The 16,377-nt window shown below is 44.6% G+C and carries 8 protein-coding genes; all 8 read left to right on the forward strand.

Annotation, left to right across the window (positions count from 1 at the left end; all coding sequences use genetic code 11):
• Positions 1–292 precede the first annotated feature (292 nt).
• Positions 293–7,516, forward strand: coding sequence for an MBG domain-containing protein (locus ACFGVR_RS16110; RefSeq protein ID WP_448698342.1), 7,224 nt, complete (start codon positions 293–295; stop codon positions 7,514–7,516).
• A 33-nt stretch (positions 7,517–7,549) separates the two neighbouring features.
• Positions 7,550–8,470, forward strand: a complete 921-nt coding sequence (locus ACFGVR_RS16115; RefSeq protein WP_448698343.1) for a PorP/SprF family type IX secretion system membrane protein — start codon at positions 7,550–7,552, stop codon at positions 8,468–8,470.
• A gap of 389 nt (positions 8,471–8,859) precedes the next feature.
• Positions 8,860–10,413, forward strand: a complete 1,554-nt coding sequence (locus ACFGVR_RS16120) for an MGH1-like glycoside hydrolase domain-containing protein (protein WP_448698344.1) — start codon at positions 8,860–8,862, stop codon at positions 10,411–10,413.
• A 38-nt stretch (positions 10,414–10,451) separates the two neighbouring features.
• Complete coding sequence (locus tag ACFGVR_RS16125; RefSeq protein ID WP_448698345.1) at positions 10,452–11,603, forward strand: iron-containing alcohol dehydrogenase; 1,152 nt, start codon at positions 10,452–10,454, stop codon at positions 11,601–11,603.
• A gap of 2 nt (positions 11,604–11,605) precedes the next feature.
• A complete protein-coding gene (locus tag ACFGVR_RS16130; RefSeq protein ID WP_448698346.1) occupies positions 11,606–12,535 on the forward strand; it encodes a dihydrodipicolinate synthase family protein in 930 nt (309 codons plus the stop codon).
• Between the two features lies 1 nt (position 12,536).
• Entirely contained in the window at positions 12,537–13,589 is a 1,053-nt protein-coding gene (pdxA, locus tag ACFGVR_RS16135; protein ID WP_448698347.1) for a 4-hydroxythreonine-4-phosphate dehydrogenase PdxA, read from the forward strand.
• The gene (locus tag ACFGVR_RS16140; RefSeq protein WP_448698348.1) at positions 13,589–14,755 is read left to right on the forward strand and encodes a four-carbon acid sugar kinase family protein; all 1,167 of its coding nucleotides are present in this window, start codon (positions 13,589–13,591) and stop codon (positions 14,753–14,755) included. The genes pdxA and ACFGVR_RS16140 overlap by 1 nt, the downstream gene beginning before the upstream one ends.
• A gap of 8 nt (positions 14,756–14,763) precedes the next feature.
• Entirely contained in the window at positions 14,764–16,344 is a 1,581-nt protein-coding gene (locus ACFGVR_RS16145; RefSeq protein ID WP_448698349.1) for a sodium:solute symporter, read from the forward strand.
• The last annotated feature ends 33 nt before the right edge of the window (positions 16,345–16,377 follow it).

Here is a 16,377-nt window from a genome sequence, read left to right on the forward strand (position 1 = left end):
ATACCTGCTATTGTATCTATGATGTGGCTTTTTATAAAAGTCTAAAACATACTATTTTGATGGCCGCATAAGCAAATGCTTTTGTAGGCCGATCGTGTTTTAAAAGCCGATACAAATTTTAAGAATTAACATTAAGTTAATATTTAAAGCGTTCTTACTGACTACATTAGCAGGCTGCTATTGAGTTGTAATCTAATTGCATCATGCTTGTATACGTAGGATATTGCTCATTGGTTTCAAAAAAAACGTTCATAATCTAATATAACTACTGTTACCTTTTAATTCACTGTAAATGAAAAAACATCTACTTTGCTTATTTTATGTCTTTCTGTTATTGCTGCCAGTTTCTTTATTGGCTCAAACAGCACCTACCTTTCCTGCTATAGCAGGTATTACTTCCACAAGTTTTAGTGCAGACTGGTCAGCTGCAACAGGCTCGGTAACCAATTACACCTATGACGTTGCCACGGATAACGCATTTACCAATATTTTGGTTGCATATAATAGTGCTACTACCACTAGTACCGGGGTAAACGTAACTGGTTTAACTGCCGGAACAACCTATTATTTCAGGGTAAAAACGGTAAACAGTTCAGGCAGTAGCGCCTACACAACTGCCATAAGTACAACCACACTCACCGGATCAAACTTTTTAGCTAATTATGATTTTAATGGGGCGTCAGGTACTTCAAATACCGACGGCACTCCGCCGCCATCGGTAAATAATCTGACATTGGGCACTGCTACGCTTACCGGGGGAGCTGCATCTGCCGGTGCCGGACGATTTGCAGGTAATACCTGGGGCACGAGTACAACTATTGATGTAACAAAATATTATTCAGTAACACTTACCCCCACTTCGGGATATACATTTACACTTTCTTCGCTTACGTTTGCCGTTCAGCGTTCATCCACAGGATGTGCCAAATACAGCGTTCGCAGCAGTCTGGATAACTTTGCAGCCGATTTACCAGGTACCGTAACATCTAATGCTAATCTTACAGTAACGAGCGGTGTATTTAGTAATTCTAATACCTCGGCAAAGCAAGTCGGCAGTGGCATCACACTCGGCGCCAGCTTTGCAGGGTTAAGCAGTGCCATTACTTTCCGGATCTATCCATTTAATGCATCTAATGGTACCAGTGGCGCCTTTAGTGTTGATGATATTAATTTTACCGGTACTACAACTGCCGCTGCTGATGTTACACCGCCATCTAATACAAGTACTTATCCTAAAACAGCCAATCTTGCCAGTACATCGGTTGATGTGGTAAGTAACCTCGACGAGGCCGGCACAACTTATTACGTATTGAGTCCTGCGGCTACCGCAGCTCCAACCATAACCCAAATTATGGCGGGGCAGGATGGCACAGGAGCTGCAGCATTAAAATCAGGCTCATTTGCGGTAACAGCAAATACCGATGCTTCGGCAACCATCACCGGTTTAACGGCTTCAACAGCTTATAAAATTTATGTCGTATCAAAAGATGCAGCAGGCACTCCTAACGTGCAAACATCTTTTACAACGCTTCCAATAACCACGTCAGCTCCGCCTGCCGATGTAACCCCTCCGGTTAACGCAACTAATTATCCAAAAGCTAATAATGCCACGCCATCATCTATCGATGTTGTAAGTAATCTTAATGAAATTGGTACAACCTATTATGTAGTACTGCCAACCACAGGTACGGCGCCCACTACATCGGCACAGGTAAAAGCCGGGCAGGATGGTAATGGTAACGCTGTAACTTTATCGGGTTCGTTCGCAGTAGCAACCGCTAATGCCGATGCGACAAAAACTGTAAGCGGTTTAACAGCCTCAACAGCATATAAGGTATATGTCGTGTCAGAAGATGGGATACCGAACTTGCAAACTGCATTTTCTACTTTAAGCATCAGCACCACTGCCGATGTTACTCCGCCGGTTAACGCAACCAATTATCCAAAAGCCAACAATGTTACCAGTACAACTGTTGATGTTGTTAGTAATTTAAATGAAACCGGAACCACTTATTACGTGGTTATACCCACCAGCGGCACAGCGCCAACAACTGTTGCCCAGGTAAAAGCAGGGCAGGATGGTAACGGTAACACGGCTACTGCATCGGGTTCTTTTTCAGTACCGACAGCTAATACTGATGCAACTAAAACCATTACCGGTTTAACGGCTTCAACAGCTTATAATATTTACGTGGTTTCGCAGGATGCGGCTGGTACGCCTAATCTACAGGCAGCCTTTTCAACGCTTAACGCCACAACTACCGCTCCACCAGCGCCTGCAATAGGTACAACTGGTACATTAACCTTGTTAATAACAGCATCAGGTACTGCATCACCAAATACCAGCTTTAGCGTGAGTGGTGCAAACATGACTGAAGGTATATTGGTAACGGCCCCGTCAGGCTTTGAAGTAAGTACAGTTAGCACATCGGGCTTTGCCAATAGCATAACTGTTGGCGCAGCAGGTACAATAGCATCCACAACTGTATTTGTACGTTTGGCAGCAGCCGATGCAGCAAATACTTATTCTGGCAATGTGGTGTTGACAAGTAGTGGTGCCACTACTGTTAATGTGGCAACGGTGAGCAGTACAGTAACGCCTTTACCTATTTTAGCCTGGGATTTTGGCCCGGATGCATCAAACACCAATGCAACACATGCCACTACTACCAGCGATGCTAACCTTGTTGCATCTACATTAAGCAGGGGGGCAGGGTTAACAGCAAGCGGTTTGGCAGGAGGGTTCAGTTCATCTAATTTTACGATGAACGGAGATCTTGCAGATGCCATTGCCAATAATAAATATTATCAGTTTACAATTGGTGCCAATGCCGGTAAAGCGGTTTCATTAAGCACCCTGGATGCTAATCTTCGCCGGTCGAGCACAGGGCCTAATGCTTATCAATGGCAATACAGCCTTGATGGTACTAACTTCAACAACATCGGCTCGCCTGTAAGTTACACATCTACCAACACCAACGGCGATCCGCAAACACAGATCGTCCTTTCGGGGATATCTGCATTGCAAAATGTTGCTTCGGGTACTGCCATTACCTTTAGATTATATGCATATGGCGCTACAGCTACAGGTGGTACTTTTGCTTTCGGCAAACCAACTCAACCGGCTAATGATCTGGCAATAACAGGAACTATAGGTATTGCCCCGCCAACAGTAAGTTACGCTACACCGCAAACATATCTTCAAAACACGGCAATTACAGCGTTAACGCCAACAAGCGCTAACGTAGCGGCGCCGGCCTTTAGCACTAATGCTGTAGGCACTGCCTTTGCACAACCATTGGGCGTTGCCCGTGACGCATCCGGAAATATCTATATTGCCGATGCAGGCGCATCTTCAGTTTATAAAATGGCAGCGAACGGTACTGGTCTTACAACCATAGGTTCAGGTATTGCTGGACTTGGTGCAATAGTATTGGACGTAAATGGTAACATGTATGTAACCGAAGTTACCACAGGCAAACTCAAAAAAGTAACACCAGGAGGAGTAGTAACCGATATAACAGGAGCCGGCGTATTTACTCAGCCTACAGGCGTGGTGCTGGATGCCTCCGGAAATATCTTTGTTGCTGATCAGGCCACTAACCTGGTAAGTGAAATACTTTCGGGGGGAAATACGCCTGCTACTATTGCTTCAGGCTTTAGTACACCATTTGGTTTAACTATTGATGCATCCGGAAATTTATATGTAGCAAATCAGGGCAACGGGAAATTGCAAAAAATAGACGCGACAACTCATACTGTTACTGATGTTGTTACTCTTTCTCCGGGTTTAACTGGTTTAACGCTGGATGGAGCAGGTAACTTTTATTACACGAATGCTGCTGCTCATACTGTTAATGAGATACCGCAAGGAACTATTACACCGACATTATTATCTTCGGGCTTTACAACCCCGGGTGGCATAGTGATTGATGCCACAGGCAATGCTTATGTTGCAGACGCAATAAATGGCGGATCGGTAAAAAAAGTAGCACGTACAGGTGGCTATTACATCACTCCGGCTTTGCCTGCGGGTTTAAGTATGGATGGCACAACAGGTGCCATTAGTGGCACCCCAACAGCGGCAAGCGTCGCTACAAATTATACCGTTACCGGATTTAACAGCGCAGGCGGTACCAGCACAACTGTTAATATAACAGTTACCCCACAGCCTGCCATTGGCACTACCGGCACTTTATCGGCATTAAACACAACTTATGGTTCTGCATCGTCTAATGGTACATTCAGCGTTTCGGGTACCAATTTAACAGCTGGTGTATTAGTTACCCCGCCAGCCGGTTTTGAAGTAAGTACCGACGGTATAGCCTTTACAGGTACAGTTACTGTAGGCGCCGCGGGTACGGTAGCATCAACCCCCGTATATATCAGGCTGGCTGCAAACAATGCATTAAACAGCTATTCGGGCAATGTAGTATTAACCAGCAGCGGTGCCAATGCGGTTAACGTAGCTACAGTAAGCAGTACGATTAGTGCTGCGCCATTAACTATTACGGCAAACAATGTTACTAAAACCGTTGGTACAGCTATAACAGGCGGACCTAACTCTACGTCGTTTACATCCTCGGGTCTAAAAAATTCGGAAACTATTGGCTCGGTAACTATTACTTATGGCACAGGCTCTGCCGCGGGCGCGCCGGCTGCAACATATACCGGTTCTGTAGTACCATCAGCAGCAACCGGTGGTACATTTACGGCAAGCAATTATAGTATTACGTACACTGCAGGAGATATTATCGTATCATCGGCACCAACTCCAACAATAGGTACAACCGGAACTCTATCTGCATTAACAGCTACTTACGGTACGGCATCAGCATCGGGCACATTCAATGTATCCGGAGTTAACATGGCGGCCGGCATATTGGTTACCCCGCCGGCAGGATTTGAAGTAAGTACTGATAATGTAACATTTAGCAGCACTGTTACGGTAGGAGCAGCAGGTACGATAGCATCTACACCGGTTTATATCCGTTTGTTAGCTACCGTGGCAGCTAACATTTATTCGGGTAATGTGGTCCTTTCAAGTACAAATGCTGTAAATGCAAACGTAGCCACCACAGCAAGTACGGTAGGCCCGGCAGCAATAACCATCACAGCTAAGGCTGCCTCTAAAACTTATGGACAAACATTAAGCAATACGGTATCATCAACATTATATACCCTTACCGGGACATTGAAAAATGGCGAAACCATTAGTGATGTAACCATTACTTATGGCACGGGTGCGGCAGCTACAGATGGTGTTAACACTTATACAGGCACAGTAGTGCCGGGCAGTGTAACAGGTGCCAATGGCTTTTTAACAAGCAATTATTCTATCACTTATACCAATAACGATATTACAGTTACAAAGGCTGCATTAACTATTACAGCAAGTACTGCTAACAAAACTTACGGTACCGCATTAACAGGAGCGGCAGGTTCAGCAGCATTTACCACATCGGCACTGCAAAACTCGGAGACCGTAGGCAGCGTAACCATTGCTTACGGTACAGGTGCGGCAGCAACTGCAGCGGTTAATACTTACACCGGTTCTGTAACACCATCAGTAGCAACCGGCGGAACATTTACACCTGGTAACTACAATATCACTTATAATGCTGGTGATATAGTTGTGGGTAAAGCTAACCTGGCCATTACCGCTAATACCGCCAATAAAACTTATGGAACAGCCTTAACCGGAGCATCCGGTTCGACAGCCTTTACATCAACAGGCCTGGCTAATTCAGAAACTATTGGCAGTGTAACCCTTGCTTACGGCACAGGTGCAGCAGCTAACGCAGCAGTAAATACCTATACAGGTTCTGTAACGCCATCAGCTGCTACGGGTGGTACATTCGCGACAAGCAATTACAATATCACTTATAATAGCGGCAACATTGTTGTAGGTAAAGCTAATTTATCCATCACAGCTACCGATGTCAATAAAGTATACGGTGCAACCTTAACCGGCGCAGCAGGATCGACAGCATTTACTTCAACTGGTTTAGTTAATTCAGAAACTATCGGCAGCGTAACCGTAGCCTATGGGACGGGTTCGGCAGCAACAGCAGCGGTTAATACCTATACAGGTTCTGTAACCCCATCAGCGGCTACAGGCGGTACATTCACTGCAGGTAACTACAATATCACTTATAACAACGGAAACATTGTTGTAGGTAAGGCTAACCTGGTTATTACAGCAAACAATGTCAATAAAGTTTACGGCGCTACTTTAACAGGTGCAGCAGGTTCAACAGCATTCACATCAACGGGCCTGGCTAATTCCGAAACTATCGGTTCGGTAACCATTGCTTATGGTACAGGCTCAGCAGCAACTGCAAGCGGAGGTACTTACACTGGTGCTGTAGTAGCAAGCGCCGCAACAGGCGGTACATTTACGCCGGCCAATTACAACGTAAGCTATGCAGCCGGTAACATAACAGTGACACCGGTTAGCTTAACGGTTACTGCCACCAACGCTACTAAAGTTTATGGTACTGCTAACCCTGCGTTTGCAGTAACTTATGCAGGTTTTGTAGGTGCAGATAATGCCGCCAGCCTCACTACACAACCAACAGTGTCTACTACGGCAACTACAACCTCTGGCGTTGGCACTTATGCCTTAACACCAGCCGGTGGTGTGAGTTCTAATTATACTTTTGTATACGTTCCGGGTTCATTAACGGTAACACGTGCAGCATTAACCATTACTGCCGATGCCAAAACCAAAGCATACGGTTCTGCCAATCCTACGTTAACGGCAACTTATACAGGTTTTGCCGGTACAGATAATGCGGCCAGCCTAACTACCCAACCAACATTTGCAACAACAGCAGTAACCAACTCCTTACCAGGTACCTATCCGATAACGGTATCGGGAGCAGTTTCTGCAAACTATACCATTACCTATGTGGCAGGTACATTAACTGTTTCGCCGGGTAATAATGCTAACCTGTCGTTCCTCACTATCAGTGTGGGTTCATTGTCGCCTGCTTTTGCAACGGCAACCACAACCTATACTGACACGGTAGCAAGTACTGTAGATCGTTTGAGCGTTACCCCAACTTTAAGCGACCCTGCGGCTAACCTGCAGGTTAATGGCACACAGGTTGGCAGCGGTAACTCATCAACATTTATCCCGTTAAATGTAGGTAATACTACCATCACCATATTGGTTACAGCGCAGGATGGTACAACTAAAAATACTTATACGGTTAAAGTTTACAGGGCAACAGCGGTGAGTAGCATCTCAGCCACCAATGTCATGTCGCCAAATGGTGATGGTATAAATGATGCCTGGGTGATCAAGGATATCAACCTGTATCCAAACAATAATGTAACGGTTTATGATCGCGGCGGACGTGTAGTTTACACCAAACATGGTTACACCAACGACTGGACAGGCACACTGAGAGGAGCGCCATTAGCCGAAGGTACTTATTACTACACGGTGGACCTGGGTATTTCAACGCCTATTATCAAAGGTTATATCACCATATTAAGAACCAGGTAATTTTTGTAACCTAACCATTTAAAAAGCATCCAGATGAAAATTCTCAATCATATTAAAAACATCACATCAGCAGTAATCCTTACTGTAGTTTGTTTATTGACACTGACATTAACCAGCAAGGCGCAGTTAAACCCTTTTCAGCAAGGCTATTATCAAAACCGTTACCTGGCCGACCCATCAATGGCCGGTTTGGAACAGGGGTTGAACGTTAACCTGGGTTACCGCCAGCAATGGAGCTCGTTTCCGGGTACACCTAAAACTCAAACGCTTACCGCCGATTACCACGCGACTGATAAAGTTGGTTTGGGATTGAATATCAGTAATGATAAAGCCGGACTGATCCAGCAAACCCGTGTGATGGCAACCTATGCTTATCATTTGCCGATTGGCGGTAATAATCAAAAACTCAACTTTGGTTTATCATTAGGTATCAATGATCCTTTTATCAGCACCAGCAGTGTTAACGGCGATCAAGGGGATGTACAGATAGCAGATTATAACCAATTGAAAGCTTATGTGGATGGCGATTTCGGTGCATCGTACACCAGCAACAATCTAACCATTGAAGGCGTGGTGCCGAACCTGAAAGCAACCGTTTTTGGTAATAACGACGACCGCATCAATGTTGACCGTACTACCTTTATGACGGCTGCAAGCTATAAGATACAAATACCCGGCAACAGCCTTGCAATTGAGCCAAAAGTAATGTTTAGAGGCGTAAAAGGTTATGATAATATTTTTGACGCGGGTGTTAACTTCAGTATGGCCAGTACCGGTTTAAGCCTGCAGGGCATTTACCACAGCAACCAAAATGTAGGGATGGGTTTTGCCTGGGAAGAGAAAGCCTTTGGCCTGAGTGTTAACTATAACCTTGAAACCGGCCCTATCAGCAGCTACAGCTCGGGTGCTTTTGAATTTGGTTTGAAACTCAAGCTGTTTAACAAGAGCAAATAATTTAACTGACATCATACAACTAAAATCCTTTAGAGTATCTCTAAGGGATTTTTTGTTTTGTGGTATGATCTTACCGGCGCATGCCAGCCTATTTACTAACTTGTAACATTAACGATTGAAAGTATTTCTGTATCTTTTTGCTGATATTTTTATAGGTATTTTGTTTAAATCTACTTTACATGGTTTAATGTAGGATAATATACTACAATAGATAGGGAAAATGATATAGAAAACTTGGCGGTTTGTAAAATACTTTTGTTAAGATCAATTAACCGCCGCATTGTATTGGATAACCGGGAAAATCGCGATAAAGATCACCTTGTTAAAAAGGCTTTTGCTTTCCCTGTTATAATAAAATACCTCTGCAAAATTGCTTGTTTTTATTCAGAATGATAAAATGCGTTAGTAAAAGTGTTGTTCCATTTTTGTTGCTGATCCTGTCAGTGGGTATTGGCCGTGCGCAAAACTCAGGTACCGTATTGCGTACGGATCAGCTTAAAAAATATGTGGCCTATTTTAATTCGATAGATACCGAGGCGGTAAAGAATTATGTACCCAACAGCGAATCGTTTACGTGGCTCTCTAAAAATATCCCATTATTTGAATGTCCGGACACCATCTTACAGCGCATGTATTATTACCGCTGGTGGAGCTTTCGCAAGCACCTGGTAAAAACTCCGGATGGCTTTGTTTTTACTGAGTTTATTACCCCGGTAAAGTTTGCAGGTAAATATAATACCATTAGCTCAGCTGTTGGCCACCAGGTGAACGAGGGGCGCTGGCTGCGCGATCCGGAATATATTAATGATTATATTAAGTTTTGGTTATTGGATGTTCCGGGTTTACCCAAGCCGCACGGACATAACTTTAGTAGTTGGATAGACGATGCCGTTTATCAGCGTAACCTGGTTAATCCAAATAAGGCATGGATACAAAAATTGCTGCCTGCCTTAAATACCGATTACCAAAAATGGGAAGCCGAAAAGCAATTGCCCAATGGCATGTTTTGGCAGTTTGATGTACGCGATGCCATGGAAGAATCGATAAGCGGATCGCGTAAGGATAAAAACATACGGCCCACTATAAACAGCTATATGTACGGCAACGCCAAAGCACTGGCGCAGATGGCCGCCATGGCAGGCAATGATACACTACAAAGTAAATATTCGGCGAAAGCCAAAGAATTAAAGGCCTTGGTGCAAAATAACCTTTGGGATGACGCCGCTTCGTTTTTTGAAGTTAAACTAACCACCGGCCAGTTTTCGGATGCAAGGGAAGCTATTGGTTTTATCCCCTGGTATTTTAATTTGCCGGATGATGCGCCAAAATATGCCAAAGCCTGGGATCAGTTAACGGACACTACGGGCTTTAATGCGCCATGGGGTTTAACCACCGCCGAAAGGCGCCACCCTAAATTTCGCACCCATGGTACCGGTAAATGTGAATGGGATGGAGCTGTTTGGCCCTACGCTACCACGCAGGATTTGAAAGGCCTGGCAAACCTGCTCACCAATTATACCAATCATGGTAAAATGACCGGCAAAGTATTTTATGATGCGTTGCACAAATACGCCTGGAGCCAGCAAATGTACGGCAGGCCTTACGTTGGCGAGTACCAGGATGAAAAGACAGGTTACTGGTTAAAAGGCGATAACCCGCGCAGTACGTTTTATAACCACTCAGGTTTTGCCGACCTGGTGATCAACGATCTGATCGGCATAAAGCCAAGGTTAGACAATACACTGGAAGTTTACCCGATCATCACGCAAAGCGAATGGGCCTGGTTTTGCCTGGATAAAGTTTTATATCACGGAAAAAACATTACCATTCTGTGGGATAAAACCGGTACAAAATACCACAAAGGCAAAGGCATGCATATTTATGCCGATGGGAAAGAAATATTAAAAAGCGATAGTTTGAAACATGTTTTTGCCAAACTGTAGCCTATAAATACATTTAATGAGCATACGATTACAATACAATGGATAGCGTACCAAATTTAACCATTCAGTTTCCGGGAAAATTGGTGTTTGGTAAAGGGTGCCTGTCCGCTTTACCCGATGAATTGCTGGCATTAAAAAGCTTGAGGGTGTATATTATTACTATAACCCCGCTGTTAGGCCAAATTGAACCACTTATTCAGAAATTGAGAACAGCAAACGTTGAAGTTGCTGTAAATACAGCTATTATACAAGAACCGACTTTTGCCGATTTTGAAAATCTGATGGTTGAAGCTGCGCAAATTAACCCGGACACAGTTTTAGGTATAGGCGGTGGCAGTGTGCTGGATATTGCCAAATTGGTGGCGGCACAGCTAAACAATACACAAAGCCTGGCAGATATTGTTGGCATCGGTTTATTAAAAGGCCGTACAAAAAAACTGATCTGTGTGCCTGCAACATCGGGCACGGGTAGCGAAGTATCGCCAAACGCGATATTGGTTGATCACGAAAATCAGAAGAAGGGTATTATCAGTCCGTACCTGGTGCCCGATATGGTATATGTTGACCCGTTGCTCACCCTGAGCGTACCGGCCTCAATTACCGCTGCGACGGGCCTTGATGCCTTAACGCATTGCCTGGAAGCATATACCAACAAATTTGCACAGCCATTTATTGATATGTATGCCTTTGAAGGTATGCGGTTGATAGCTGCTAATATTACACAAGCGGTAAATAACGGCGCCAATGAAGAAGCCCGCACACAGGTTGCCATGGGCAGTTTGCTTGGCGGTTTTTGCCTTGGCCCGGTAAATACGGCTGGTGTGCATGCGCTGTCATACCCGTTAGGCAGTTCGTTCCACTTGCCACACGGCCTATCAAACGCGCTGCTGCTGCCCTATGTTATGAAATTTAATATCCCTGCCGCAACGTGCAAATATGCCGAAGTGGCTATGGCTTTGGGTTGTGATAGAGGCAGCAACGATAACGAAACAGCACAAAAAGGAATAGAAAAAATAAAACAACTGATTGCCGAATGCGGCATCCCCGCAAGGTTAAAGGATGTGAACATCCCTGCCGATGCGATACCGCAAATGGCTACCGATGCGATGAAGATAACACGTTTATTAAAGAATAACCCACGACCGATAACTTACCAGGATGCGGTTGATATATATACTGACGCCTACTGACCATGAAGATAAAAAAGAAATACCAGGGTGTAATTATACCAGCTGTTGTTCCGCTTACTGCAAAGTTTAAGCTGGATGAACAGGGTGTTGAAAGCATGTTTACCAACTTCCACAAGCACGGTGTTTATCCGTTTATATTGGGTACCACCGGCGAGTCGGCATCATTGTCCATGTCGCTTAAAGCCGAATACATTAAACTTTCGGGTAAATTAAAACGTCCGGGCGATATGTTGTATACTGGTATTGCATCCAATTGCTTTGAAGAATCGGTTGAACTGGCAAAAATGGCTTTTGATAACGGTACGGACGCAATTGTGGCCAGCTTACCATCATATTATGCCCTGTCAGAAAAAGACATGAAAACGTATTTTGAGCAGCTGGCCGATCAATGCAGGGGGCCGCTCATTATTTACAATATCCCGGCTACCACGCACATGTCCATCCCGTTAAAGGTGATAGACGAATTGAGCCATCATAAAAATATTGTGGCCACCAAAGATTCTGAACGTAGTGACGACCGTTTAAAAGAAGCATTGCACCTGTGGGCCGCACGACCCGATTTTAGTTACTTTTTAGGATGGGCCGCGCGCTCGGCCGTTGCCTTGTTAAATGGCGCGGATGGTATTGTACCAAGCACAGGCAACCTGTTACCCGGTATTTATACCGATATGCTTAATGCGGCGCACAAAGGAGATGTAGAGCTGGTACATGCGTTGCAGCACAAATCGGATATATTTGGCGCGCTTTATCAAAAAAGCCGCTCGCTGGGCGAATCGCTTTGGGCTCTTAAAGTATTGATGAACGAGAAGAATTTGTGCGATACCCACGTAATGCCGCCATTACAGCCACAAACCATGCAGGATGAAGACCTGCTAAGACAGGGATTACACAGTTTGATTGAGCAAGAGGGATTAGTAATTAAAAACGTTTAAAATGGAAGTAAAACCAATAGTAGGCATTACCATGGGCGATCCGGCAAGTATAGGTCCCGAGATCGCGTTAAAGGCATTGCTGGATAAAGAAATATATGATATCTGTCGCCCGCTTTTGGTTGGCGATGCAGGTGTGTTTGCTCACATCGCAAAGAAACTAAACATAAATATAACGCTTAGCGCGATCACTGATGTTAATGATGCCAAATTTGAGTTTGGTAAGGCCGATATCTTCGATCTGAAAAACGTTGACATCGATCAGCTCGAATTTGGTAAGATCTCGGCCATGTGTGGCGAAGCTTCATTTCAATCCGTAAAAAAGGTAATCGAACTGGCGATGGCAGGTGAGATAGATGCTACGGTTACCGGGCCGATCAACAAAAAATCGATAAACGAAGCGGGGCACCATTTTGCCGGGCATACCGAAATATATGCGCAGTTTACCGGCACAAGCAAATACGCCATGCTGCTGGTTGAAGATCATATGAAAGTGATCCATGTGTCAACCCATGTATCGCTTCGGCAGGCCTGCGATTTAGTAAAAAAAGAGCGCATTTTAGAAGTGACTGAACTGTTGTATAACGGTCTTATCCAATTAGGCGAAACTAACCTGAAAATAGGCATTGCAGGACTAAATCCCCATGCCGGCGACTCGGGCTTGTTTGGTACCGAAGATGATATGGAAATATTGCCTGCGGTTGAAGAAGCTTTAGGCCGTGGGTTTGACGTGGAAGGACCGGTACCGGCCGACACGATGTTTGCTAAGGCCGCAACCGGGTATTATGGTGGTGTGGTAGCCATGTATCACGATCAGGGGCATATCCCTTTTAAGCTTTCGGGTTTTAAATGGAACGCCGAAAAGAAACAAATGGACAGCGTAAAAGGCGTTAATATTACAATGGGCCTGCCCATCATCCGTACATCGGTTGATCATGGTACGGCTTTCGAAATTGCCGGTAAAGGTGTTGCCAGTGCGGATGCAATGGTGTTAGCCATCCAATCGGCAGTGCAGTTAAATAAACACCGCAAGGCTGCAAAAATGTTGCAATTATAATGATCGTAGTTATTGCAGATGATTTTACCGGTGCTGCCGAATTAGGCGGTATAGGACTAAGATATAAACTACAGGTAGAAATTAATACCCGTGTCAATCTGCAATCAAAGGCCGATCTGTTTGTTATCGCTACCGATACCCGCTCGATGACCAAAGATGAAGCCGAGCGCGAAACAGAAGAGGTGGTACGCGAACTGGCTAAACTGAACCCTACCTGGATATTCAAAAAGGTCGACTCGGTGTTACGCGGCTACGTTGCCGAAGAACTGCTGGTGATCATTAAAAAGCTGAACCATACACGCGCTTTGGTAGTTCCGGCAAATCCGGCCCTGAGCCGAACCATTACCGATGGGCAATATTTTTTAAACGGCACGCCTTTGCACCAAAGCAACTTTGCCAACGATCCGGAATTTCCGGTTAAAACATCATCGGTAGTTGAAAGGCTGAACGATAAAGGTATCCAAGTTTATTCGCAAAAGCACAACGAAACGCTAAAACACGAAGGGTTAATTGTTGGCGATGCAGCCAGTATTGATGATTTAAAAGGCTGGACAAGCCAGATCAATAAAAATATGCTGCTGGCCGGTGCGTCGGGTTTTTTTACCGCATTGTTGGATAGCCTGATCATCCCGGACGCACAAGCAAATTCAGTAAAACCAAGAGCTTTTGAAAACCCGATGCTCATCGTTTCGGGTACATCATTTGGTAAAAGCCGCGATGCCATTAGTAAGCTAAAAGCTGATGAGATGCCTGTAAGCTATATGCCGGCAACTGTACTCAACACACCTTCGCCGGATGAAGCGGATTACGAACAGTGGTGTAACGAGATCATTGCCTATCTCAAAGAATCAGGCCAAGCTATTATCGCGGTAAGCGAAGATATGGTAGACGGTTCAAAAGCCGACGCCAAAGACCTGCGATATAAAATAGCCATTGTTGTTAAAATGGTTTTTGACCGTGTGGATATTAAAGAATTATTAATTGAGGGCGGATCGACAGCATCGGCAATTTTAAAACAATTATGTTTGTACAGGTTCTTCCCGGTGGAAGAACTGGCAACCGGCGTTATCCGGATGCAAACCGAAAATAAACCACAGCTATATATCACACTTAAACCGGGCAGTTATGCCTGGCCGCAAGCTGTGCAACCGTATAGTTTATATTAAAAATTATAATGCAGAAGCAAACTTTACACCTGGTCGATTACCTCATTATTGCGGCATCGCTTGCAACCTCATTGGGCATAGGTTTGCGTTTTGGCAGGAAGCAAAATTCAACACAGGACTATTTTATTTCTAAAGGCGCAGTGCCGTCATGGGCCATAGGCATGTCGCTAATGGCAACATTAGTGAGCAGTGTAACCTTTCTGGCCTATCCCGGCGAAGGCTATTCATCAAACTGGATACTGCTGGTACAGGGGTTAATGGTGCCCGTAGTGCTGCTGTTTATGGTGTGGTTTATCGTTCCGCTTTACCGTGACGTTATCGGGTTAAGTACCTATGAGTATTTTGAAAAGCGTTTCGGCCTGTTTGCACGTATGTATAGCTCCGTGGCTTTCGTGCTTACGCATTTCTCCAAAATGGGTACGGTGTTCTTCCTGCTGGCTTTGGCACTATCAAACATGACGGGCGCCAATACCTTTCTCATCATCTGGGTAATAGGTTTCGTAGTAATTGCTATTACGTTGATAGGGGGTATTGAAGCCGTGATCTGGGCCGATGTGATACAGGGTTTTTTGTTGATCACAGGCGGTATTGTTTCATTTGTTATTTTATTGTTCGCACTAAAAGGAGGCCCGGCCGAAGTTTGGCATATTGCCGAAACTAATGGTAAAACGGGTTTTGGCCCTTACAATTTCAACTTTAAAAAGCTCACCTTTATTGTAATGGTGATCAATGGTGTGTTTTACGCCATCCAAAAATACGGTACCGATCAAACCATGGTGCAGCGTTATTTAACTGCCAAAAGCGATAAATCGGCCATTAAGGCAACTTTATTGGGTGTTGGGCTAACTGTACCGTTGTGGATACTGTTTATGTTTATAGGTACGGCGCTTTTTGTTTTTTACAAACAAAACCCATTGCCTGCCGGTACACGTCCTGATGCCGTTTTTCCGTATTTTATCATGACCAACCTGCCGCCAGGTGTTGTCGGTTTAATACTTGCTGCGCTTATTTCGGCAGCTATATCCAGTTTAGGATCTGATCTGAATTGCCTGGGGGCCGTTGGTGTTGAAGATTTTTATAAAAAACTCAGACCAAAAAGTACTGATCTGCAAAACCTAAAAGCCGGTCGCTGGATTGTGGTTTTTGGTGGTATCGGGTCGATATTGATAGCTACGCTATATCTATCAGCCGGTGATGAAGGCGTTTTGGGAATCGTATTTACGCTTTACGCGATATTTTCGGGTGGTATTGCCGGTATATTTTTGCTGGGATTATTTAGTTCGCGGGCCAATAAGCAGGGGCTGGTTATTGGTGTGATAGCTTGCGTATTGTTTACAGCCTACGCCTTCTTGTCGTCAACTAAAATAGGTTTGGGTAAGGATAAACATGTGCTGCTCGATATGGGTAAGTACGGCTTTAAGCAGCACAAATATATGCTGGGTGTGTACAGCCATATCATCGTGATCGTGATAGGTTATGTGACGAGTTACTTTTTCCCAAAACCAAACGTGCCGAAGAATTTACTTTTTAGCGGATGGCTGGAGAAGAGAAGGAAGTCAAGTGTCATAAGCCCTGAGTCAAAAACATAAAGATTCTCCATCCCGTCATTGCTTCGTGCCTCG

The sequence above is a fragment of the Mucilaginibacter aureus genome (assembly GCF_053514885.1).